This is a genomic window from Streptomyces sp. NPDC039430 (assembly GCF_055639435.1).
In genome coordinates, this window is sequence record NZ_JBVKAK010000007.1 from 329,027 (window position 1) to 348,959 (window position 19,933).

Sequence of the window (19,933 nt, forward strand, 5' to 3'; positions counted from 1 at the left end):
GCCGTCGGGGCCACGCGGCCCACCGAACCTCGGGAAGGCCATGCTGAACAAGTACGCGCGTGCATTCTTCACGCGTGTCCTCACACCGTTCGCCGCATTTCTGCTCCGCCGCGGAGTCAGCCCGGATGCGGTCACGCTCATCGGTACGGCCGGAGTGATGGCGGGTGCGCTGGTCTTCTTCCCTCGCGGGGAGTTCTTCTGGGGCACCATCGTCATCACCGTCTTCGTCTTCTCCGATCTCATCGACGGCAATATGGCCAGGCAGGCGGGGATCTCCAGCCGCTGGGGCGCCTTCCTGGACTCGACCCTCGACCGGGTCGCGGACGGCGCGATCTTCGCCGGATTCGCGCTCTGGTACGCGGGCACGGGCGACAGCAACGCGCTCTGCGCCGTCGCGATCTTCTGCCTGGCCAGCGGCCAGGTCGTCTCGTACACCAAGGCCAGGGGGGAGTCCATCGGGCTGCCCGTGGCCGTCAACGGGCTGGTCGAGCGCGCCGAGCGGCTGGTCATCTCACTGGTCGCGGCCGGTCTCGCCGGGCTGCACGGCTTCGGCGTCCCGGGCATCGACATCCTGCTGCCGATCGCCCTGTGGATCGTCGCCGCGGGCAGCGTGGTCACACTCGGCCAGCGCGTCGTCACGGTACGCCGTGAGTCCGCCGAGGCCGACGCCGCCGCGGCCGGCTCCCGGGGCAGCGGGGCCACCTCATGAGCGGGGCGCGCGACCGCGTGACCGACGCGCTGTACGGGCTCGGCTGGGGCGCGGTCAAGAAGCTCCCGGAGCCCGTGGCCACGGCCCTCGGCCGGACCATCGCGGACACCGTGTGGAAGCGGCGCGGGCCGACCGTGCTGCGCCTCGAATCCAATCTCGCGCGTGTGGTGCCCGACGCCGGGCCCGAGCGGCTCGCCGCGCTCTCCAAAGCCGGGATGCGCTCGTACATGCGCTACTGGATGGAGTCCTTCCGGCTGCCGGCCTGGAGCACGGAGCGTGTGCGCGCGGGCGCCGAGATCAAGGACATCGACCTGCTGATGGACGGACTCGCGTCCGGACGCGGCGTCGTGCTGGCCCTGCCGCACATGGCCAACTGGGACCTCGCCGGCGCCTGGCTGACCCGGGGACAGGGGGTGCCGTTCACGACGGTCGCCGAGCGGCTCAAGCCCGAGACGCTGTACGACCGGTTCGTCGCCTACCGCGAGAGCCTGGGCATGGAGGTCCTGCCGCACACCGGCGGCTCCGCGTTCGGCCGGCTCGCGCGGCGGCTGCGCGGCGGCGGTCTGGTCTGCCTGGTGGCCGACCGCGACCTGTCGTCGTCCGGCGTCGAGGTCGACTTCTTCGGGGACGCGGCCCGGATGCCGGCGGGACCCGCGCTGCTCGCCCAGCAGACCGGGGCGCTGCTGATGCCGGCGGCGCTCTGGTTCGACGACTCGACGGTCATGCGGGGACGTGTGTACCCGGCGATCGAGGTGCCCGAGTCAGGTACCCGCGCCGAGAAGACGTCTGTGATGACACAGGCGATGGCCGATGCCTTCGCCGACGGAATCGCCGAGCACCCGGAGGACTGGCACATGCTGCAACGGCTGTGGCTCAAGGACCTGGAGCGGGGGCCCGAGTGAGGATCGGCATCGTCTGCCCGTACTCCTGGGACGTACCGGGCGGAGTCCAGTTCCACATCAGGGATCTGGCGGACCATCTGATCCGGCTCGGCCACGAAGTGTCCGTACTGGCCCCCGCGGACGACGAGACCCCGCTCCCGCCGTACGTCGTCTCGGCCGGCCGCGCCGTGCCCGTCCCGTACAACGGCTCGGTCGCCCGGCTGAACTTCGGCTTCCTGTCGGCCGCGCGGGTACGGCGCTGGCTGCACGACGGCGCCTTCGACGTGATCCACATCCACGAGCCGACCGCGCCGTCACTGGGTCTGCTCACCTGCTGGGCCGCGCAGGGCCCCATCGTCGCCACGTTCCACACCTCCAACCCGCGGTCGCGGGCCATGATCGCCGCGTACCCGATCCTCCAGCCCGCGCTGGAGAAGATCAGCGCGCGGATCGCGGTGAGCGAGTACGCGCGGCGGACGCTGGTGGAGCACCTCGGCGGCGACGCCGTGGTCATCCCGAACGGCGTCGACGTCGACTTCTTCGCCAAGGCCGACGTCAACCCCGACTGGCAGGGGCGCACCATCGGCTTCATCGGCCGGATCGACGAGCCGCGCAAGGGCCTGCCGGTGCTGATGAACGCCCTTCCGAAGATCCTCGCCGTCTACCCGGAGACCCGGCTGCTGGTGGCGGGGCGCGGGGACGAGAAGGAAGCGGTGGAGTCGCTTCCCAGGGAGATGCGGGAGCGCGTCGAGTTCCTCGGCATGGTCAGCGACGAGGACAAGGCGCGGCTGCTGCGCAGCGTCGACCTGTACGTCGCGCCCAACACGGGCGGCGAGAGCTTCGGCATCATCCTCGTCGAGGCGCTGTCGGCGGGCGCGGCCGTGCTGGCGAGCGACCTGGACGCGTTCGCGCAGGTCCTGGACCAGGGTGCGGCGGGCGAGCTGTTCACGAACGAGGACGCGGACGCGCTGGCGGGGGCGGCCGTACGGCTGCTGGGCGACGCGGAGAGGCGCGCGGAACTGCGGGAGCGGGGGAGCGCGCATGTGCGGCGCTTCGACTGGTCGACCGTGGGGGCGGACATCCTCGCGGTGTACGAGACGGTGACGGACGGGGCGGCGTCGGTGGCGACGGACGAACGGACGGGACTGCGCGGCCGCCTGTGGCGGCGGGGCGAGGGCGACGGCGAGGCGCTCTTCTCGGGCGGGTAGGGAAGTTCGTCCCCGCGGGGCCCGGTGGTCGTGCGCGGGTGCCGCAGGGGATGCGCTCCGGGCGACCGCCCGTACCAGGCGACCCGGCCGTGCGCGGGGGCGGCCGGGCCCCGGCGCCCTGACCCGGGCACCCGCACCCCGCCGGAGGCGCACCACACCCCATCACGACCCCCCGCCGGAAGGCGATAGCGTTGCCCGTTGTGATCGAGACCCTTATCTGGATCGTCGTCGCCGTCGTCGCGATCGGCCTCTACCTCAGCTGGACCGCCGGCCGCCTCGACCGACTGCACGCCCGCATCGACGCCGCCCGCGCCGCCCTCGACGCCCAGTTGCTGCGGCGCGCCTCGGTCACTCAGGAGCTGGCCTCTTCCGGTGTGCTCGATCCCGCCGCGTCGATCGTCCTGTACCAGGCCGCGCACGCCGCCCGGCAGGCCGAGGAGGAGCAGCGGGAGGTCGCGGAGAGCGAGTTGAGCCAGGCGCTGCGGGCCGTCTTCGGGGAGACCGCGCAGGTGGAGGCGGTACGGGCCGCGCCCGGCGGCGAGGAAGCCGCCGGGGAGCTCGCCGCCGCGGTGCGGCGCGTACCCATGGCGCGGCGGTTCCACAACGACTCCGTACGCGCGGCCCGCGCGCTGCGCCGGCACCGCAAGGTCCGCTGGTTCCGGCTCGCCGGCCACGCGCCGTTCCCGCTCGCGTTCGAGATGGACGACGAACCGCCGGTCGCGCTGGCCGACCGGCCCGGTACCTGAGCACGCCGGGTACCTGAGCACGCGAAACGAGCCACCGCCTCCTTATTGGCTCTTGCTGTGGACTGGTTCCGGGGCGTTCTCTGGGGATGCCGTTCCCCATCGTTTTCAGCCAGTGAGGTCGCTCCGTGTCCACCACGCTTCCCACCGTTCCCCAGTCCCCCGAGACCGGCACCGCGCGCGTGAAGCGCGGCATGGCCGAGCAGCTCAAGGGGGGTGTGATCATGGATGTCGTCACGCCGGAGCAGGCGAAGATCGCCGAGGACGCCGGCGCGGTCGCCGTGATGGCGCTGGAGCGGGTGCCCGCCGATATCCGTAAGGACGGCGGCGTCGCCCGGATGTCCGACCCGGACATGATCGAGGGCATCATCGACGCGGTCTCGATCCCGGTGATGGCCAAGTCCCGGATCGGTCACTTCGTGGAGGCCCAGGTCCTGCAGTCGCTCGGCGTGGACTACATCGACGAGTCCGAGGTGCTGACCCCGGCCGACGAGGTCAACCACTCCGACAAGTGGGCGTTCACCACACCCTTCGTCTGCGGTGCCACCAATCTGGGGGAGGCGCTGCGCCGGATCGGCGAGGGCGCCGCGATGATCCGTTCCAAGGGCGAGGCGGGCACCGGCAATGTCGTGGAGGCCGTCCGGCATCTGCGGCAGATCAAGAACGAGATCGCCAGGCTGCGCGGGTTCGACAGCAACGAGCTGTACGCCGCCGCCAAGGAGCTTCGCGCGCCGTACGAGATCGTCAAGGAGGTCGCGGCGCTCGGCAAGCTGCCGGTGGTGCTGTTCTCCGCGGGCGGTGTCGCCACCCCCGCCGACGCGGCGCTGATGCGCCAGCTCGGTGCCGAGGGCGTCTTCGTCGGGTCCGGCATCTTCAAGTCCGGTGACCCGGCCAAGCGCGCCGCGGCGATCGTGAAGGCCACCACCTTCTACGACGACCCGAAGGTCATCGCGGAGGCGTCCCGCGATCTGGGCGAGGCCATGGTCGGCATCAACTGCGACACCCTGCCCGAGGCCGAGCGCTACGCGAACCGTGGCTGGTAACCGGCGATGAGCACTCCTGTGATCGGCGTCCTGGCGCTCCAGGGCGACGTCCGGGAACATCTGGCGGCCCTGGCGGCGGCGGGAGCCGAGGCCAGGACCGTCAGGCGCCCGGCGGAGCTGGCCGGGGTCGAGGGGCTGGTGATCCCGGGCGGCGAGTCCACCACGATGTCCAAGCTGGCCGCGCTCTTCGGCATGCTGGAGCCGCTGCGGGAGCGGGTAGCGACAGGGATGCCGGTCTACGGCACCTGCGCCGGGATGATCATGCTCGCCGAGAAGATCCTCGATCCGCGCTCCGGCCAGGAGACGGTCGGCGGGATCGACATGATCGTCCGCAGGAACGCCTTCGGCCGGCAGAACGAGTCCTTCGAGGCGGCGGTCGAGGTCAGCGGTGTCGACGGCGGCCCCGTGGAGGGCGTCTTCATCAGGGCACCCTGGGTCGAGTCGGTCGGCGCCGAGGTGCGGGTGCTCGCGGAGTACGGGGGCCATGTGGTCGCCGTACGGCAGGGCAACGCCCTCGCCACCTCGTTCCATCCGGAGCTGACGGGCGACCACAGGCTGCACCGGTTCTTCACCGACATGGTGCGCTCCGCACGGTGACCGTATCCCGGTAGGATCGCTGCCGAACGGAGCAGGATTGGTTACGCGAAGGAGACAGGCAGATGTCCGGCCACTCTAAATGGGCTACGACGAAGCACAAGAAGGCCGTGATCGACGCCAAGCGCGGCAAGCTCTTCGCGAAGCTGATCAAGAACATCGAGGTCGCGGCCCGGACCGGCGGTGCCGATGTCGACGGCAACCCGACCCTCTTCGACGCCATCCAGAAGGCGAAGAAGAGTTCGGTGCCGAACAAGAACATCGACTCGGCCGTCAAGCGCGGCGCGGGCCTGGAGGCCGGTGGCGCCGACTACGAGACGATCATGTACGAGGGGTACGGCCCGAACGGTGTCGCGGTGCTCATCGAGTGCCTGACCGACAACCGCAACCGCGCCGCCTCGGACGTCCGCGTCGCCATGACCCGTAACGGTGGCTCGATGGCCGACCCGGGCTCCGTCTCGTACCTCTTCAACCGCAAGGGCGTCGTGATCGTCCCCAAGGGCGAGCTGGGCGAGGACGACGTCCTGGGCGCGGTCCTCGACGCGGGCGCCGAGGAGGTCAACGACCTCGGTGAGTCCTTCGAGGTGCTCAGCGAGGCGACCGACCTGGTCGCGGTCCGCACCGCGCTCCAGGAGGCGGGGATCGACTACGACTCCGCCGACGCCAACTTCGTCCCGACCATGCAGGTCGAGCTGGACGAGGAGGGCGCGCGCAAGATCTTCAAGCTGATCGACGCCCTTGAGGACAGCGACGACGTGCAGAACGTCTTCGCCAACTTCGACGTCTCGGACGATGTGATGGAGAAGGTCGACGCCTGACGGTCACGGCTGACACGGCTTCATCTGACGGGCCGACGGGACACGCCTTCCCGTCGGCCCGTCGCGTTGTCGGTGACGACCGATACTGTGCTGATCAGCGGGAACATTTGACCGAGGGAGGGGGCGCCATGCGGGTGCTGGGAGTTGATCCCGGGCTGACCCGGTGCGGTGTGGGCGTCGTCGAGGGCGTCGCGGGCCGTCCGCTGACCATGCTCGGCGTCGGTGTGGTCCGTACGTCCGCGGACGCGGAGACCAGCCTGCGGCTGGTCGCCATCGAGCAGGGCATCGACGGCTGGCTGGACGAGCACCGGCCCGAACTCGTCGCGGTGGAGCGGGTGTTCGCCCAGCACAACGTGCGTACGGTCATGGGTACCGCGCAGGCCAGCGCGGTCGCCATGCTCTGCGCCGCGCGCCGTGGCATCCCCGTGGCCCTGCACACCCCCAGCGAGGTCAAGGCGGCCATCACGGGCAGCGGCCGGGCGGACAAGGCCCAGGTCGGCGCGATGGTGACCCGGCTGCTGCGGCTCGACGCCCCGCCGAAGCCGGCCGACGCCGCCGACGCCCTCGCGCTCGCCATCTGCCATATCTGGCGTGCCCCTGTGCTGAACCGGCTGCGGCAGGCGCAGGCCGCGGCCCGGCCTTCCCGCGTCCCCACCACCGCATCCGTACGGAAGGTCACGCGATGATCGCCTTCGTCAGCGGCCAGGTCGCCGCCCTCGCCCCGACCACGGCGGTGATCGAGGTCGGCGGTGTCGGCATGGCCGTCCAGTGCACGCCCGGGACGCTCGCCGGACTGCGCGTCGGCCAGGAGGCGAGGCTCGCCACGTCCCTGGTCGTGCGGGAGGACTCCCTGACCCTGTACGGCTTCGCGGACGACGACGAACGCCAGGTCTTCGAACTGCTGCAGACCGCGAGCGGGGTGGGCCCGAGGCTGGCGCAGGCCATGCTCGCCGTGCACAGCCCGGACGCGCTGCGTCGCGCCGTCTCCACGGGCGACGAGAAGGCGCTGACCGCGGTCCCCGGCATCGGCAAGAAGGGCGCCCAGAAGCTCCTGCTCGAACTGAAGGACCGGCTCGGCGAACCGGTCGGCGCGGCCGGGCGGGCGGGGGTCGGCTCCGCCGTCTCCGCGTCCTGGAGCGACCAGCTGCACGCAGCCCTGATCGGTCTCGGCTATGCCACCCGCGAGGCGGACGACGCGGTGGCGCTGGTCACCCCGCAGGCCGAGGCGGCGCTCGCCGAGGGGACACAGCCCCCCGTGCCGAAGCTGCTGCGGGCCGCGCTCCAGAGCCTGAACAGAACGCGTTGAGCAGGCGCCGGCCGCCCTTCCGTGCCGTACTTCGAGGCGCCGTCGAGCGACGCGCCCCTTCCCCGAGGTGAAACAGAGTGAACTGGGACGACACCAGTGGCGGTACGCCGCCGGACGACACGGCCGAGCGGCTCGTCGGCTCGTCCGCCGACGGCGAGGACCAGGCCGTCGAGGCGGCGCTGCGGCCCAAGTCGCTGGGTGAGTTCGTCGGACAGGAGCGGGTCCGTGAGCAGCTCGACCTGGTGCTGAAGGCGGCCCTGGCGCGTGGCGCGACCGCCGATCACGTACTGCTCTCGGGCGCTCCGGGGCTGGGCAAGACCACCCTCTCCATGATCATCGCGGCCGAGATGAAGGCTCCGATCCGGATCACCTCGGGCCCCGCCATCCAGCACGCCGGCGATCTCGCCGCGATCCTCTCCTCCCTCCAGGAGGGCGAGGTCCTCTTCCTGGACGAGATCCACCGGATGTCCCGGCCCGCCGAGGAGATGCTCTACATGGCGATGGAGGACTTCCGGGTCGACGTCATCGTCGGCAAGGGGCCCGGCGCCACCGCCATCCCGCTGGAGCTGCCGCCGTTCACCCTGGTGGGTGCCACCACCCGGGCAGGTCTGCTGCCGCCCCCGCTGCGCGACCGCTTCGGTTTCACGGGCCATATGGAGTTCTACGAGAGCGCCGAGCTGGAGCGGGTGATCCACCGCTCCGCCCACCTCCTCGACCTGGAGATCGACACCGAGGGCGCGGCGGAGATCGCGGGACGCTCCCGCGGCACGCCCCGTATCGCCAACCGGCTGCTGCGGCGCGTACGCGACTACGCGCAGGTCAAGGCGGACGGCGTCATCAACCGCGAGGTGGCCGCCGTGGCCCTCGGGGTCTACGAGGTCGACGCCCGCGGCCTGGACCGGCTCGACCGCGCCGTGCTGAAAGCCCTGCTCAAGCTCTTCGGCGGCGGCCCCGTCGGGCTGTCGACCCTGGCGGTGGCCGTGGGGGAGGAGCGTGAGACGGTGGAGGAGGTCGCGGAGCCCTTTCTCGTACGGGAGGGACTGCTCGCCCGCACTCCGCGCGGCCGGGTCGCGACCCCCGCCGCCTGGGCCCACCTGGGGCTCGCGCCTCCTCAGCAGGCGCCCGGCGCGGGTGGCCAGCCGGGTTTGTTCGGGGCGTGAGGGCGACGACACTCGCCGGGTCAGGAACCCGGGTGCGATGCTGGGCGTTGTTCCAACGAAGCGGACTCGCTTAGACTCCGCCGATGCCGCCCTTCCGGGTCGGCGTGCCCACCCCCGTATACCAGGCCGCTCGACAGCGCGGTCGTGCGAAGGAAGTTCCCTCCCGTGAGTATCGTGACCCTCCTCCCCTTCATCGTGCTCATCGGGGCCATGTTCCTGATGACCCGGTCTGCCAAGAAGAAGCAGCAGGCCGCCGCGCAGATGCGCGACGAAATGCAGCCCGGCACCGGTGTCCGCACCATCGGCGGCATGTACGCCACCGTCAAGGAGGTGCACGACGACATGGTCCTCCTGGAGGTCGCTCCCGGCGTCCACGCCGTGTACGCCAAGAACGCCATCGGCGCCGTCCTGGACGACGACGAGTACAACCGCATCGTGCACGGCGAGGACGACCTCAAGAGCGACCTCGACGCTCCGGTCGTCCCGGACGACGCCTCCTCGCTGACCGGGACGGACAGCACCCCGGACGACGCCAAGATCGACCTGGGCAAGAAGCCCGAGGCCGACGGCGCCGAGGCCAAGGACGGCAAGACCGACGGCGAGGCCGGCGCGAAGTAGTCCCGACCGTGCAGACGGGCCGTTCCACGGCCCGTCGCGGCGTACGGTCGCGCTGGAATTCTGCGGGGGCAGGTCCCCACAACACTTCGTGGCCGCTCCGGCGCACACCCGGCGTGGGGCGGTTGGACAGGGAGAAACGAGAAGGTGGCAGCACCTAATAAGGGCCGCAGGCAAGCGGGGTCCCCAGGCAGGCCAGGGCGCACCCTGGCACTGTTCCTGATTGCCATGGTCGCCCTCACGGGCGGGATGTTCTGGTCCGGTCATGTCACGCCACGCCTGGGAATCGACCTCGCGGGCGGCACGAGCATCACGCTCCAGGCGAAGAACACGCCGGGCAAGCCGAACGCGATCAACAAGACCAACATGGACACCGCCGTCAGCATCATCGAGCGGCGTGTCAACGGTCTTGGCGTCTCGGAGGCCGAGGTCCAGACGCAGGGCAGCAGCAACATCATCGTCAACATCCCCAAGGGGACGAACGAGAAGCAGGCCCGTGATCAGGTCGGCACCACGGCCCAGCTGTACTTCCGGCCGGTACTGACGGTCGCCGCGGGCGGCCCGGCCGCCCCGCAGCCCTCCGGCAGCGGTACTCCGAGCGGCTCCCCTTCCTCCTCCGCGGGCAACCCGTCGAGCGACGAGTCGGCCGGCAACTCCGACCCGTCCCCCTCGTCGAGCTCCAGCACCCAGGGCCGTGCCGTCACCGAGGGCCTGAAGAAGGACGTGACGCCTTCCCCGGGCGCGTCCTCCTCGGACAAGCCCGGCTCCTCGGACAAGCCGTCCCCCTCCGCCACGCCCTCCACCGACCCGGCCACGGCCGCGCTGGAGAAGAAGTTCACGGACCTGGACTGCACCAACCAGGCCGCGCGCACCAAGGCCAACCAGGGCGCCGCGCCCAAGGACACGATCGTGGCCTGCGGCAAGAACTCCGGCGACCAGTGGGAGAAGTACATCCTCGGCCCCGCCGAGCTGGAGGGCACGGACGTCGACGACGCCAAGGGCGTTCTCGACCCGCAGCGTGGCATCTGGATCGTCACGATGGACTTCAGCAGCGGTGGCACGAAGAAGTTCCAGTCCATCACCGGCAAGCTCTCCCAGCAGCAGCCGCCGATGAACCAGTTCGCCATCGTCCTCGACGGCAACGTCGTCTCGGCGCCCTCGGTGAGCCAGACGCTCGGCGGCAGCGCCGAGATCTCCGGCAGCTTCACCCAGCAGTCCGCCCAGGACCTGGCCAACATCCTGTCGTACGGCGCGCTGCCGCTCTCCTTCCAGGAGCAGAGCGTCACGACCGTCACCGCCGCGCTCGGCGGTGAGCAGCTCGAAGCGGGCCTGATCGCCGGTGCGATCGGCCTCGCCCTGGTGGTCATCTACCTGGTGGCCTACTACCGCGGCCTCGCCGGTATCGCGATCCTCAGCCTCGGCGCGTCGGGCATCATGACGTACACGATCATGGCGCTGCTCGGCCCGGGTATCGGCTTCGCGCTGAACCTGCCCGCCGTGTGCGGCGCGATCGTCGCCATCGGTATCACCGCGGACTCGTTCATCGTGTACTTCGAGCGCATCCGCGACGAGATCCGCGAGGGCCGCACGCTCAGGCCCGCCGTCGAACGCGCCTGGCCGCGCGCCCGGCGCACGATCCTGGTCTCCGACTTCGTGTCGTTCCTCGCCGCCGCCGTGCTGTTCCTCGTCACGGTCGGCAAGGTCCAGGGCTTCGCGTTCACCCTCGGTCTGACCACCCTCCTCGACGTGGTCGTGGTGTTCTTCTTCACCAAGCCGGTGATGACGCTCCTCGCCCGCACCAAGTTCTTCGCCAGCGGTCACCCCTGGTCCGGACTGGACCCGAAGCGGCTCGGCGCCAAGCCCCCGCTGCGCCGCTCCCGCCGTGTCAGCGCTCCCACCGACCCGAAGGAGGCGTGAGATGTCGCGACTCGGCGCACTCGGCGCCCGGCTCTACCGCGGTGAAGTCGGCTACGACTTCATCGGGAAGCGCAAGTTCTGGTACGCGCTCTCGATCCTGATCACCATCACGGCCATCGCGGGCGTGGCGGTACGCGGTCTCAACATGGGCATCGAGTTCAAGGGCGGTGCCGTCTTCACCATCCCGAGCACGAGCGTCTCCGTGACGCAGGCCCGGACGATCACGGAAGAGGCCTCGGGGCACGACGCGATCGTCCAGCAGCTCGGCAACGGCGGCATGCGGATCCAGGTCACCGAACTGGACACCAAGCAGGCCGACGGCGTGCGGACGGAGCTGGCCAAGGACCTGAAGGTCGACGAGGCGAAGATCAACGCCGAACTCGTCGGTCCGAGCTGGGGCGCGACGATCGCCAACAAGGCCTGGATGGGCCTGGGGATCTTCATGGTCCTGGTGGTGATCTATCTGGCGATCGCCTTCGAATGGCGTATGGCGGTCGCGGCCCTGATCGCCCTGATCCATGACCTCACCATCACCGTCGGTGTGTACGCGCTGGTCGGTTTCGAGGTCACCCCGGGTACGGTGATCGGTCTGCTCACCATCCTCGGTTACTCCCTCTACGACACCGTCGTCGTCTTCGACAGTCTCAAGGAGGGGTCGAAGGACATCACCAAACAGACCCGCTGGACCTACAGCGAGGTCGCCAACCGCTCGATCAACAGCACGCTGGTGCGTTCCATCAACACCACCGTGGTCGCGCTGCTGCCGGTCGCCGGTCTGCTCTTCATCGGCGGCGGTTTCCTCGGCGCCGGCATGCTGAACGACATCTCGCTCTCGCTCTTCGTCGGCCTCGCCGCCGGTGCGTACTCCTCGATCTTCATCGCCACGCCGCTCGTCGCCGACCTGAAGGAACGCGACCCGCGGATCAAGGCGCTGAAGAAGCGGGTGCTCGCCAAGCGGGCCGCCGCCGCTGCCAAGGGGGAGCCCGCCGACGGCCTCTCGGGCGGCGACGACATCATCGAGGAGGACGGTCCCGAGGACGAGGTCCCAGGAGCGCCGGCGGCCGCCGTGGCCGGCCAGCGCGCCAGGGGCGGGCGTGGCCGCCCGTCGGGTTCCGGGAGGCGTCGGTGACGGACACCAGCACGCGGGAGCTGCTGCTCAGCCGCATCCGTGATGTCGCGGACTACCCCAAGCCGGGCGTCGTCTTCAAGGACATCACTCCGCTGCTGGCCGACCCGAAGGCCTTCACGGCGCTGACCGACGCGCTCGCCGAGCTGTGCGCGCGGTACGGCGCGACGAAGATCGTGGGCCTGGAGGCCCGCGGCTTCATCCTGGCGGCTCCCGTGGCGGTCAGGGCGGGCGTGGGCTTCATCCCCGTACGCAAGGCGGGCAAGCTCCCCGGCGCGACGCTGTCCCAGACGTACGAGCTGGAGTACGGCTCCGCGGAGATAGAGGTCCACGCGGAGGACCTGGACCAGGACGACCGGGTCCTCGTCATCGACGACGTCCTGGCCACCGGCGGTACGGCCGAGGCCTCGCTGGAGCTGGTCCGGCGGGCCGGCGCCGAGGTGGTGGGCGTCGCGGTCCTGATGGAGCTGGGTTTCCTGGGCGGCAGGGCCCGTCTGGAGCCCGCTCTGGGCGGGGCCCCGCTGGAGGCCCTGATCACGCTCTGAGCGGCCCTTCGAGGCATACGGACGGGCACCCGGGAACAACCGGGTGCCCGTCCGTCGTTGCAGGGCTCTCAGGTCCTGGGGCGAGAGGGACGCCCGGGGTCGATACCATGGAACCTCCGGGCCTGACCGGGGGACCTGGATCCGCACGAGGAGCGCCCTTGCCAGAAGAGGTCCAGCCACTGGCCGCCGCAACGCCCGATCACTCTGCCGAGCAGGTCGCGGCGGCATCGTCCGTGTCGCGGCACAAGGCCGCGGTCGCGGCGGAGGAGAAGGCCGCCCGCGCGTCCGCGGAGACCTCGGAGGGGCGCCCCGTGGAGGCGTCCCCGGCGCCCGTGCCCCCCGTGCCCCCTGAGCGCCCCTCCACGCCCGTCAGCGCCCCCAAGCCCGGCCCCGCGGCCACGTCACGTTCCGGCGGCTCCTCCAACCGCGTACGAGCCCGGCTCGCCCGGCTCGGGGTGCAGCGCTCGTCGCCGTACAACCCGGTGCTCGAACCGCTCCTGCGGACCGTGCGGGGCAACGACCCGAAGATCGAGACCGCCACGCTCCGCCAGATCGAGAGCGCCTACCAGGTCGCCGAGCGCTGGCACCGCGGTCAGAAGCGCAAGAGCGGCGACCCGTACATCACGCATCCCCTCGCGGTGACGACGATCCTCGCGGAGCTGGGCATGGACCCGGCCACTCTGATGGCGGGTCTGCTCCACGACACTGTCGAGGACACCGAGTACGGCCTCGACACCCTGCGCCGCGACTTCGGCGACCAGGTCGCGCTGCTCGTCGACGGCGTCACCAAGCTGGACAAGGTCAAGTTCGGCGAGGCGGCGCAGGCCGAGACCGTACGCAAGATGGTCGTCGCCATGGCCAAGGACCCGCGGGTCCTGGTCATCAAGCTCGCCGACCGGCTGCACAACATGCGCACCATGCGCTATCTCAAGCGGGAGAAGCAGGAGAAGAAGGCCCGCGAGACGCTGGAGATCTACGCGCCCCTGGCCCACCGGCTGGGCATGAACACCATCAAGTGGGAGCTGGAGGACCTCGCCTTCGCGATCCTCTACCCGAAGATGTACGACGAGATCGTCCGGCTCGTCGCGGAGCGCGCCCCCAAGCGGGACGAGTATCTGGCCATAGTGACCGACGAGGTCCAGTCGGATCTGCGCGCCGCCCGGATCAAGGCCACCGTCACCGGCCGCCCGAAGCACTACTACAGCGTCTACCAGAAGATGATCGTCCGCGGCCGGGACTTCGCGGAGATCTACGACCTGGTGGGCATCCGCGTCCTCGTCGACACCGTCCGCGACTGTTACGCGGCGCTCGGCACCGTCCACGCGCGGTGGAATCCGGTCCCCGGCCGGTTCAAGGACTACATCGCGATGCCCAAGTTCAACATGTACCAGTCGCTGCACACGACGGTCATCGGGCCCAACGGCAAGCCCGTCGAGCTCCAGATCCGTACGTTCGACATGCACCGCCGCGCCGAGTACGGCATCGCCGCGCACTGGAAGTACAAGCAGGAGGCCGTCGCGGGCGCCTCCAAGGTGCGGACGGACGTGCCCAGGAACGCGGGCAAGGGCGCCGGCCAGGACACCGTCAACGACATGGCGTGGCTGCGCCAGCTGCTGGACTGGCAGAAGGAGACCGAGGACCCCAGCGAGTTCCTGGAGTCGCTCCGCTTCGACCTGTCCCGCAACGAGGTCTTCGTCTTCACGCCCAAGGGCGATGTGATAGCGCTGCCCGCCGGTGCCACCCCCGTCGACTTCGCGTACGCGGTGCACACGGAGGTCGGCCACCGGACCATAGGAGCCCGGGTCAACGGACGGCTCGTACCGCTCGAATCGACGCTGGACAACGGCGATCTGGTGGAGGTCTTCACCTCCAAGGCGTCCGGGGCGGGCCCCTCGCGCGACTGGCTGGGCTTCGTCAAGTCGCCGCGGGCCAGGAACAAGATCCGCGCGTGGTTCTCCAAGGAGCGCCGCGACGAGGCGATCGAGCAGGGCAAGGACGCCATCGCGCGGGCCATGCGCAAGCAGAACCTGCCGATCCAGCGCATCCTCACCGGCGACTCGCTGGTCACGCTCGCGCACGAGATGCGCTACCCCGACATCTCGTCCCTGTACGCGGCGATCGGCGAGGGCCATGTGGCCGCGCAGGGCGTCGTACAGAAGCTGGTGCAGGCCCTCGGCGGCGAGGAGGCCGCCAACGAGGACATCGCCGAGAGCGCCCCGCCTTCGCACGGCCGCGGCAAGCGCCGCGCCAACGCCGACCCCGGCGTGGTCGTCAAGGGCGTCGAGGACGTCTGGGTCAAGCTCGCCCGCTGCTGTACGCCGGTCCCGGGCGACCCGATCATCGGCTTCGTCACCCGCGGCAGCGGTGTCTCGGTGCACCGCGCCGACTGCGTCAATGTGGACTCGCTCTCGCAGCAGCCCGAACGGATCCTTGAGGTCGAGTGGGCCCCGACCCAGTCGTCGGTCTTCCTGGTCGCCATCCAGGTCGAGGCGCTGGACCGCTCCCGGCTGCTGTCGGACGTCACCCGCGTCCTGTCCGACCAGCATGTGAACATCCTGTCCGCGGCCGTCCAGACCTCCCGCGACCGGGTCGCCACGTCCCGGTTCACCTTCGAGATGGGCGACCCGAAGCATCTGGGACACGTCCTGAAGGCCGTACGGGGCGTGGAGGGCGTCTACGACGTCTACCGCGTCACCTCGGCGCGCAGGCCGTAACGGGCGACGAGGCACGACGCAGGGCAGCGACGCAGGGCAGCGACGCAGGGCAACGGCGAGGGGCAACGGCGAGGGGCAACGGCGAAGGGGCTCCCCGCATCCGCTGCGGGGAGCCCCTTCGCCGTTGCCGGCCGACGCCGGGCCGGAGGGTGCCAGGCCCGGCCTCTCAGCCGCCGAACTCCTGGAGACCCTTCAGCGCCTGGTCCAGCAGGGCCTGCCGGCCCTCCAGTTCCTTGGCGAGCTTGTCCGCCTTGGCGTTGTTGCCCGCCGCGCGCGCCGCGTCGATCTGCGTACGCAGCTTGTCCACCGCGCCCTGGAGCTGGCCCGTCAGACCCGCGGCGCGCGCACGCGCCTCCGGGTTCGTCCGGCGCCACTCGTTCTCCTCGGACTCCTGAAGCGCCCGCTCCACCGCGTGCATCCGGCCCTCGACCTTGGGACGTGCGTCACGCGGTACGTGACCGATGGCCTCCCAGCGCTCGTTGAGCGCCCGGAACGCCGCCCTGGCCGCCTTGAGGTCCGTGACCGGCAGCAGCCGCTCCGCCTCGACCGCGAGTTCCTCCTTGAGCTTGAGGTTCTCGCCCTGCTCGGCGTCCCGCTCGGCGAAGACCTCGCCACGCGCCGCGAAGAAGACGTCCTGGGCGCCGCGGAAGCGGTTCCACAGATCGTCCTCGGCCTCGCGCTGGGCGCGGCCCGCCGCCTTCCACTCCGTCATCAGCTCGCGGTAACGGGCCGCCGTACCGCCCCAGTCGGTGGAGCCGGACAGCGATTCGGCCTCCGCGACCAGCTTCTCCTTGGCCTTGCGGGCCTCCTCGCGCTGCGCGTCGAGCGCCGCGAAGTGGGCCTTGCGGCGCTTGGAGAACGCCGAGCGCGCGTGCGAGAAGCGGTGCCACAGCTCGTCGTCGGACTTCCGGTCCAGCCTCGGCAGGCCCTTCCAGGTGTCCACCAGTGCCCGCAGCCGCTCACCGGCCGACCGCCACTGGTCGCTCTGCGCGAGCTCCTCCGCCTCGGTGACCAGCGCCTCCTTGGCGTGGCGCGCCTCGTCGGTCTGCTTCGCCCGCTGCGCCTTGCGCTCCTCACGGCGCGAGTCGACCGTCGCCACCAGCGCGTCGAGCCGCTTGCGCAGCGCTTCGAGATCGCCCACGGCGTGGTGCTCGTCGACCTGGCCGCGCAGATGCTCGATGGCGGTCGTCGCATCCTTCGCGGACAGATCGGTGGTCTTCACCCGCCGTTCGAGGAGGCCGATCTCGACAACCAGGCCCTCGTACTTGCGCTCGAAATAGGCCAGAGCCTCCTCCGGAGAGCCTGCCTGCCACGATCCGACGACCTGTTCGCCCTCGGCCGTACGCACGTACACGGTGCCCGTCTCGTCGACGCGGCCCCACGGGTCGCTGCTCACAGCGCCTCCTCCACCTGATGCCCGTGAGGGGTGTGGCCCCCGGGCATCATCCACAGTTTCCTGGGACGGGCTGCGCCCGCCCTGCACAACGCCAATCTAGGCGACCGGCCGCCCGGCTGTCCGCACTCAGCGCGGCCGAAATTCACAGGGTCACGCCGTGTCGACCGTGCCCTTCTCCACGGTGACGGTCTTCTTGGGCGCGCCGTCGCCCGTGCCGCCGTCCACTCCGGCCTTCGCCACGGCTTCCACGACCTTCAGGCCGGCGTCGTCCATGGTCCCGAACGGCGTGTAGCTGGGCGGGAGTTTGGTGTCCTTGTAGACCAGGAAGAACTGGCTGCCGCCGGTGTGCGGCTGGCCGGTATTGGCCATCGCGACCGTCCCCGCCGGGTACGTGACCGAGCCGTCGGCGCCCGCCTTGCCGAGAGCCGTCAGATTCTCGTCCTCGATCGTGTAGCCCGGACCGCCGGTGCCGTCGCCCTTCGGGTCGCCGCACTGGAGCACGAAGATGCCCTCGGTGGTCAGCCGGTGACACTTCGTGTTGTCGAAGTACTTCTTGTCCGCGAGCGCCTTGAACGAGTTCACCGTGTGCGGTGTCTTCTTGGCGTCCATCGCGATGGAGATGTCGCCCTGGCTCGTCTTGAGCGCCATCGTGTACGTGGCGTTCTTGTCGATCGTCATCTTCGGCTCGGGCTTGCTGCTCTCGCTCGGCGAGGGCGAGGGCGAGGTGGAGGGGCTCGACTCCGGAGTGGCGGCCTTGTCGCTGCTGTCGCCGTCCGTCAGGCCGACCGAGGCGTACGCCGCGGCTCCCGCGAGCACCACCACGGCCAGCACGGACGCGATGATGACATTGCGGCGCTTCGCCTTGTTCCGGGCCTCGGCCCGGCGCTGCTGCTGCCGCTCGAACTTCTCCCGGGCGAGCTGCCGCCGCCGCTGATCGTTGTTGACCACCGGGTCCACTCCTCGTATGTGTATGTGATCCTGTCCGGCCTGATCTAGCCCGTTACCGTATATGGGTTCGCTGTGGATTGAGGACCGCCGGTAGTCTCTGAACTGCTGCATTCTCCCGACGGACGACATATAAGGACGATCGTGCTCATTGCCGGGTTCCCCGCCGGGGCCTGGGGGACCAATTGCTATCTGGTCGCCCCCGCCGCGGGCGAGGAGTGCGTGATCATCGACCCGGGCCACCAGGCCGCTCAGGGCGTCGAGGACGCGGTACGCAAGCACCGGCTCAAGCCCGTCGCCGTCATCCTGACCCATGGGCACATCGACCACGTCGCCTCGGTCGTCCCCGTCTGCGGGGCACATGACGTACCGGCATGGATCCACCCCGCGGACCGCTACATGATGAGCGACCCCGAGAAGGCGCTCGGCCGCTCGATCGGGATGCCGTTGATGGGCGAGCTGACGGTGGGGGAGCCGGCCGAGGTCCAGGAGCTGACCGACGGCGCCGGACTGGCGCTGGCGGGACTGGAGTTCACCGTCGCGCACGCCCCGGGCCATACCAAGGGGTCGGTGACGTTCGGAACGCCCGAGGCGGCCGGCGGTGCCGATATCCCGCCGGTCCTCTTCTCGGGCGATCTGCTCTTCGCCGGCTCCATCGGACGCACCGATCTGCCCGGTGGCGACCACGCCGAGATCATCGAGTCCCTGGCACGGGTGTGCCTGCCGCTCGACGACTCGACCGTGGTGCTGTCCGGACACGGCCCCCAGACGACCATCGGCCGCGAGCGCGCCGCCAACCCTTATCTGAGGGAGCTGGCCGCCGGCCACGGAAGCGGCCCGACCGCCGCTCCGCGACGAGGAATGTGAAGCACCGATCTCCATGAGCACCTTTCGGGCCCCCAAGGGCACCTACGACCTGATCCCGCCCGCCTCGGCGGTCTATCTCGCGGTGCGCGACGCCATCTCCGCGCCGCTGAGGAACTCCGGCTACGGCTATATCGAGACACCCGGTTTCGAGAACGTCGAGCTGTTCGCCCGCGGCGTCGGCGAGTCCACCGACATCGTCTCCAAGGAGATGTACGCCTTCGAGACCAAGGGCGGCGACAGGCTGGCGCTGCGCCCCGAAGGCACCGCCTCCGTGCTGCGCGCCGCGCTGGAGGCCAATCTGCACAAGGCCGGGAATCTGCCGGTCAAGCTCTGGTACTCCGGCTCGTACTACCGCTACGAGCGCCCCCAGAAGGGCCGTTACCGCCACTTCTCGCAGGTCGGCGCCGAGGCGATCGGCGCGGAGGACCCCGCGCTCGACGCCGAACTGATCATCCTGGCCGACCAGGCGTACCGCTCCCTGGGGCTGCGCGATTTCCGCATCCTGCTCAACTCGCTGGGCGACAAGGAGTGCCGCCCCGTCTACCGCGAGGTGCTCCAGGGCTTCCTGCGCGGGCTCGATCTGGACGAGGACACCCGCCGGCGCATCGAGATCAACCCGCTGCGGGTGCTCGACGACAAGCGCGCCGACGTACAGAAGCAGCTCGTCGGGGCACCGATGCTGCGCGACTATCTGTGCGACGCGTGCAAGGCGTACCACGAGGAGGTGCGCGAGCTGCTGACGGCCGCAGGGGTGGCGTACGAGGACGACGAGAAGCTCGTACGCGGTCTCGACTACTACACCAGGACCACCTTCGAGTTCGTGCACGACGGGCTCGGCGCGCAGTCCGCGGTGGGCGGCGGCGGCCGGTACGACGGGCTCTCCGAGATGATCGGCGGCCCGGCGCTCCCGTCGGTCGGCTGGGCGCTCGGCGTGGACCGTACGGTGCTGGCGCTGGAGGCCGAGGGGATCAGCCTCGATCTTCCGAACGCCACCAGCGTCTTCGCGGTGCCGCTCGGCGAGGAGGCGCGGCGGCGGCTGTTCGCCGTCGTCACCGAGCTGCGCAGGGCCGGGATCCCGGCGGACTTCTCGTACGGCGCGAAGGGCCTCAAGGGCGCCATGAAGAACGCCAACAGGTCCGGAGCCCGGTACACGATCGTCGCGGGCGAGCGCGATCTCGCGGAGGGTGTCGCCCAGCTCAAGGACATGGAGAGCGGCGAGCAGTCGGCGGTGGCGCTCGACGGCCTTGTGACGGAGCTGACACAGCGGCTCGGCTGACCGCGCGGAAACGGTGCGGGGCCTGGACGGAGACCGTCCGGGCCCCGCTTTCCTTATGCCGGGCGAACGG

At 70.4% G+C, this 19,933-nt stretch carries 19 protein-coding genes; 17 read left to right on the plus strand and 2 right to left on the minus strand.

Annotated elements, in window-relative coordinates; translation table 11 throughout:
- Positions 1-40 precede the first annotated feature (40 nt).
- The 15 genes from pgsA (at position 41) to ACZ7LS_RS20295 (ending at position 15,379) form a co-directional block, all read left to right on the plus strand.
- Entirely contained in the window at positions 41-709 is a 669-nt protein-coding gene (gene pgsA, locus ACZ7LS_RS20225) for a phosphatidylinositol phosphate synthase (RefSeq protein ID WP_382519883.1), read from the plus strand.
- Positions 706-1,611: a phosphatidylinositol mannoside acyltransferase gene (locus tag ACZ7LS_RS20230; protein WP_385133138.1), complete on the plus strand. Its 906-nt coding sequence runs from the start codon at positions 706-708 to the stop codon at positions 1,609-1,611. The genes pgsA and ACZ7LS_RS20230 overlap by 4 nt, the downstream gene beginning before the upstream one ends.
- Positions 1,608-2,798, plus strand: a complete 1,191-nt coding sequence (locus ACZ7LS_RS20235; RefSeq protein WP_382519879.1) for a glycosyltransferase family 4 protein — start codon at positions 1,608-1,610, stop codon at positions 2,796-2,798. The genes ACZ7LS_RS20230 and ACZ7LS_RS20235 overlap by 4 nt, the downstream gene beginning before the upstream one ends.
- 200 nt (positions 2,799-2,998) lie before the next feature.
- Entirely contained in the window at positions 2,999-3,544 is a 546-nt protein-coding gene (locus ACZ7LS_RS20240) for a hypothetical protein (protein ID WP_382519878.1), read from the plus strand.
- Positions 3,545-3,669: 125 nt separating this feature from the next.
- Positions 3,670-4,584, plus strand: coding sequence for a pyridoxal 5'-phosphate synthase lyase subunit PdxS (gene pdxS / locus ACZ7LS_RS20245; RefSeq protein WP_129772718.1), 915 nt, complete (start codon positions 3,670-3,672; stop codon positions 4,582-4,584).
- A gap of 6 nt (positions 4,585-4,590) precedes the next feature.
- The gene (gene pdxT, locus ACZ7LS_RS20250) at positions 4,591-5,181 is read left to right on the plus strand and encodes a pyridoxal 5'-phosphate synthase glutaminase subunit PdxT (protein WP_385133143.1); all 591 of its coding nucleotides are present in this window, start codon (positions 4,591-4,593) and stop codon (positions 5,179-5,181) included.
- Between the two features lie 62 nt (positions 5,182-5,243).
- Positions 5,244-5,996 (plus strand): YebC/PmpR family DNA-binding transcriptional regulator, encoded by a 753-nt coding sequence (locus ACZ7LS_RS20255; protein WP_249951051.1) that lies wholly within the window; start codon positions 5,244-5,246, stop codon positions 5,994-5,996.
- Between the two features lie 128 nt (positions 5,997-6,124).
- Positions 6,125-6,682 (plus strand): crossover junction endodeoxyribonuclease RuvC, encoded by a 558-nt coding sequence (gene ruvC, locus ACZ7LS_RS20260; RefSeq protein WP_382877394.1) that lies wholly within the window; start codon positions 6,125-6,127, stop codon positions 6,680-6,682.
- On the plus strand, positions 6,679-7,302 hold the full coding sequence (gene ruvA, locus ACZ7LS_RS20265) for a Holliday junction branch migration protein RuvA (RefSeq protein ID WP_385133147.1): 624 nt from the start codon (positions 6,679-6,681) through the stop codon (positions 7,300-7,302). The genes ruvC and ruvA overlap by 4 nt, the downstream gene beginning before the upstream one ends.
- 77 nt (positions 7,303-7,379) lie before the next feature.
- On the plus strand, positions 7,380-8,462 hold the full coding sequence (ruvB, locus tag ACZ7LS_RS20270; RefSeq protein WP_382519870.1) for a Holliday junction branch migration DNA helicase RuvB: 1,083 nt from the start codon (positions 7,380-7,382) through the stop codon (positions 8,460-8,462).
- A 165-nt stretch (positions 8,463-8,627) separates the two neighbouring features.
- Complete coding sequence (gene yajC / locus ACZ7LS_RS20275; RefSeq protein ID WP_382670156.1) at positions 8,628-9,080, plus strand: preprotein translocase subunit YajC; 453 nt, start codon at positions 8,628-8,630, stop codon at positions 9,078-9,080.
- Positions 9,081-9,224: 144 nt separating this feature from the next.
- Positions 9,225-10,994 (plus strand): protein translocase subunit SecD, encoded by a 1,770-nt coding sequence (secD, locus tag ACZ7LS_RS20280; RefSeq protein ID WP_382519866.1) that lies wholly within the window; start codon positions 9,225-9,227, stop codon positions 10,992-10,994.
- A gap of 1 nt (position 10,995) precedes the next feature.
- Positions 10,996-12,123, plus strand: a complete 1,128-nt coding sequence (gene secF, locus ACZ7LS_RS20285; protein ID WP_382519864.1) for a protein translocase subunit SecF — start codon at positions 10,996-10,998, stop codon at positions 12,121-12,123.
- Complete coding sequence (locus tag ACZ7LS_RS20290; RefSeq protein ID WP_382670147.1) at positions 12,120-12,665, plus strand: adenine phosphoribosyltransferase; 546 nt, start codon at positions 12,120-12,122, stop codon at positions 12,663-12,665. The genes secF and ACZ7LS_RS20290 overlap by 4 nt, the downstream gene beginning before the upstream one ends.
- Before the next feature lie 158 nt (positions 12,666-12,823).
- Positions 12,824-15,379 (plus strand): RelA/SpoT family protein, encoded by a 2,556-nt coding sequence (locus ACZ7LS_RS20295; RefSeq protein WP_385133152.1) that lies wholly within the window; start codon positions 12,824-12,826, stop codon positions 15,377-15,379.
- A 166-nt stretch (positions 15,380-15,545) separates the two neighbouring features.
- Here the strand turns inward: ACZ7LS_RS20295 and ACZ7LS_RS20300 are convergent, their stop codons facing one another.
- Both ACZ7LS_RS20300 and ACZ7LS_RS20305 read right to left on the minus strand, forming a co-directional pair.
- On the minus strand, positions 15,546-16,775 hold the full coding sequence (locus ACZ7LS_RS20300; RefSeq protein WP_382527407.1) for a DUF349 domain-containing protein: 1,230 nt from the start codon (positions 16,773-16,775) through the stop codon (positions 15,546-15,548).
- A gap of 150 nt (positions 16,776-16,925) precedes the next feature.
- A complete protein-coding gene (locus ACZ7LS_RS20305; protein WP_382527410.1) occupies positions 16,926-17,723 on the minus strand; it encodes a peptidylprolyl isomerase in 798 nt (265 codons plus the stop codon).
- A 141-nt stretch (positions 17,724-17,864) separates the two neighbouring features.
- On the opposite strand from ACZ7LS_RS20305, the gene ACZ7LS_RS20310 reads away from it, so the two are divergent.
- Together ACZ7LS_RS20310 and hisS are read left to right on the plus strand one after the other, a co-directional pair.
- Entirely contained in the window at positions 17,865-18,587 is a 723-nt protein-coding gene (locus tag ACZ7LS_RS20310) for an MBL fold metallo-hydrolase (protein WP_382527412.1), read from the plus strand.
- Positions 18,588-18,600: 13 nt separating this feature from the next.
- Positions 18,601-19,863, plus strand: coding sequence for a histidine--tRNA ligase (gene hisS / locus ACZ7LS_RS20315; RefSeq protein WP_382527415.1), 1,263 nt, complete (start codon positions 18,601-18,603; stop codon positions 19,861-19,863).
- The last annotated feature ends 70 nt before the right edge of the window (positions 19,864-19,933 follow it).

What these genes read in the sequence shown, in the direction of transcription:
- ACZ7LS_RS20230 (WP_385133138.1), top strand. Translation starts at nt 706, where the DNA reads ATGAGCGGGGCGCGCGACCGCGTGACCGACGCGCTGTACGGGCTCGGC.
- secF (WP_382519864.1), top strand. Translation starts at nt 10,996, where the DNA reads ATGTCGCGACTCGGCGCACTCGGCGCCCGGCTCTACCGCGGTGAAGTC.
- pgsA (WP_382519883.1), top strand. Translation starts at nt 41, where the DNA reads ATGCTGAACAAGTACGCGCGTGCATTCTTCACGCGTGTCCTCACACCG.
- ACZ7LS_RS20255 (WP_249951051.1), top strand. Translation starts at nt 5,244, where the DNA reads ATGTCCGGCCACTCTAAATGGGCTACGACGAAGCACAAGAAGGCCGTG.
- pdxT (WP_385133143.1), top strand. Translation starts at nt 4,591, where the DNA reads ATGAGCACTCCTGTGATCGGCGTCCTGGCGCTCCAGGGCGACGTCCGG.
- ruvC (WP_382877394.1), top strand. Translation starts at nt 6,125, where the DNA reads ATGCGGGTGCTGGGAGTTGATCCCGGGCTGACCCGGTGCGGTGTGGGC.
- ruvA (WP_385133147.1), top strand. Translation starts at nt 6,679, where the DNA reads ATGATCGCCTTCGTCAGCGGCCAGGTCGCCGCCCTCGCCCCGACCACG.
- hisS (WP_382527415.1), top strand. Translation starts at nt 18,601, where the DNA reads ATGAGCACCTTTCGGGCCCCCAAGGGCACCTACGACCTGATCCCGCCC.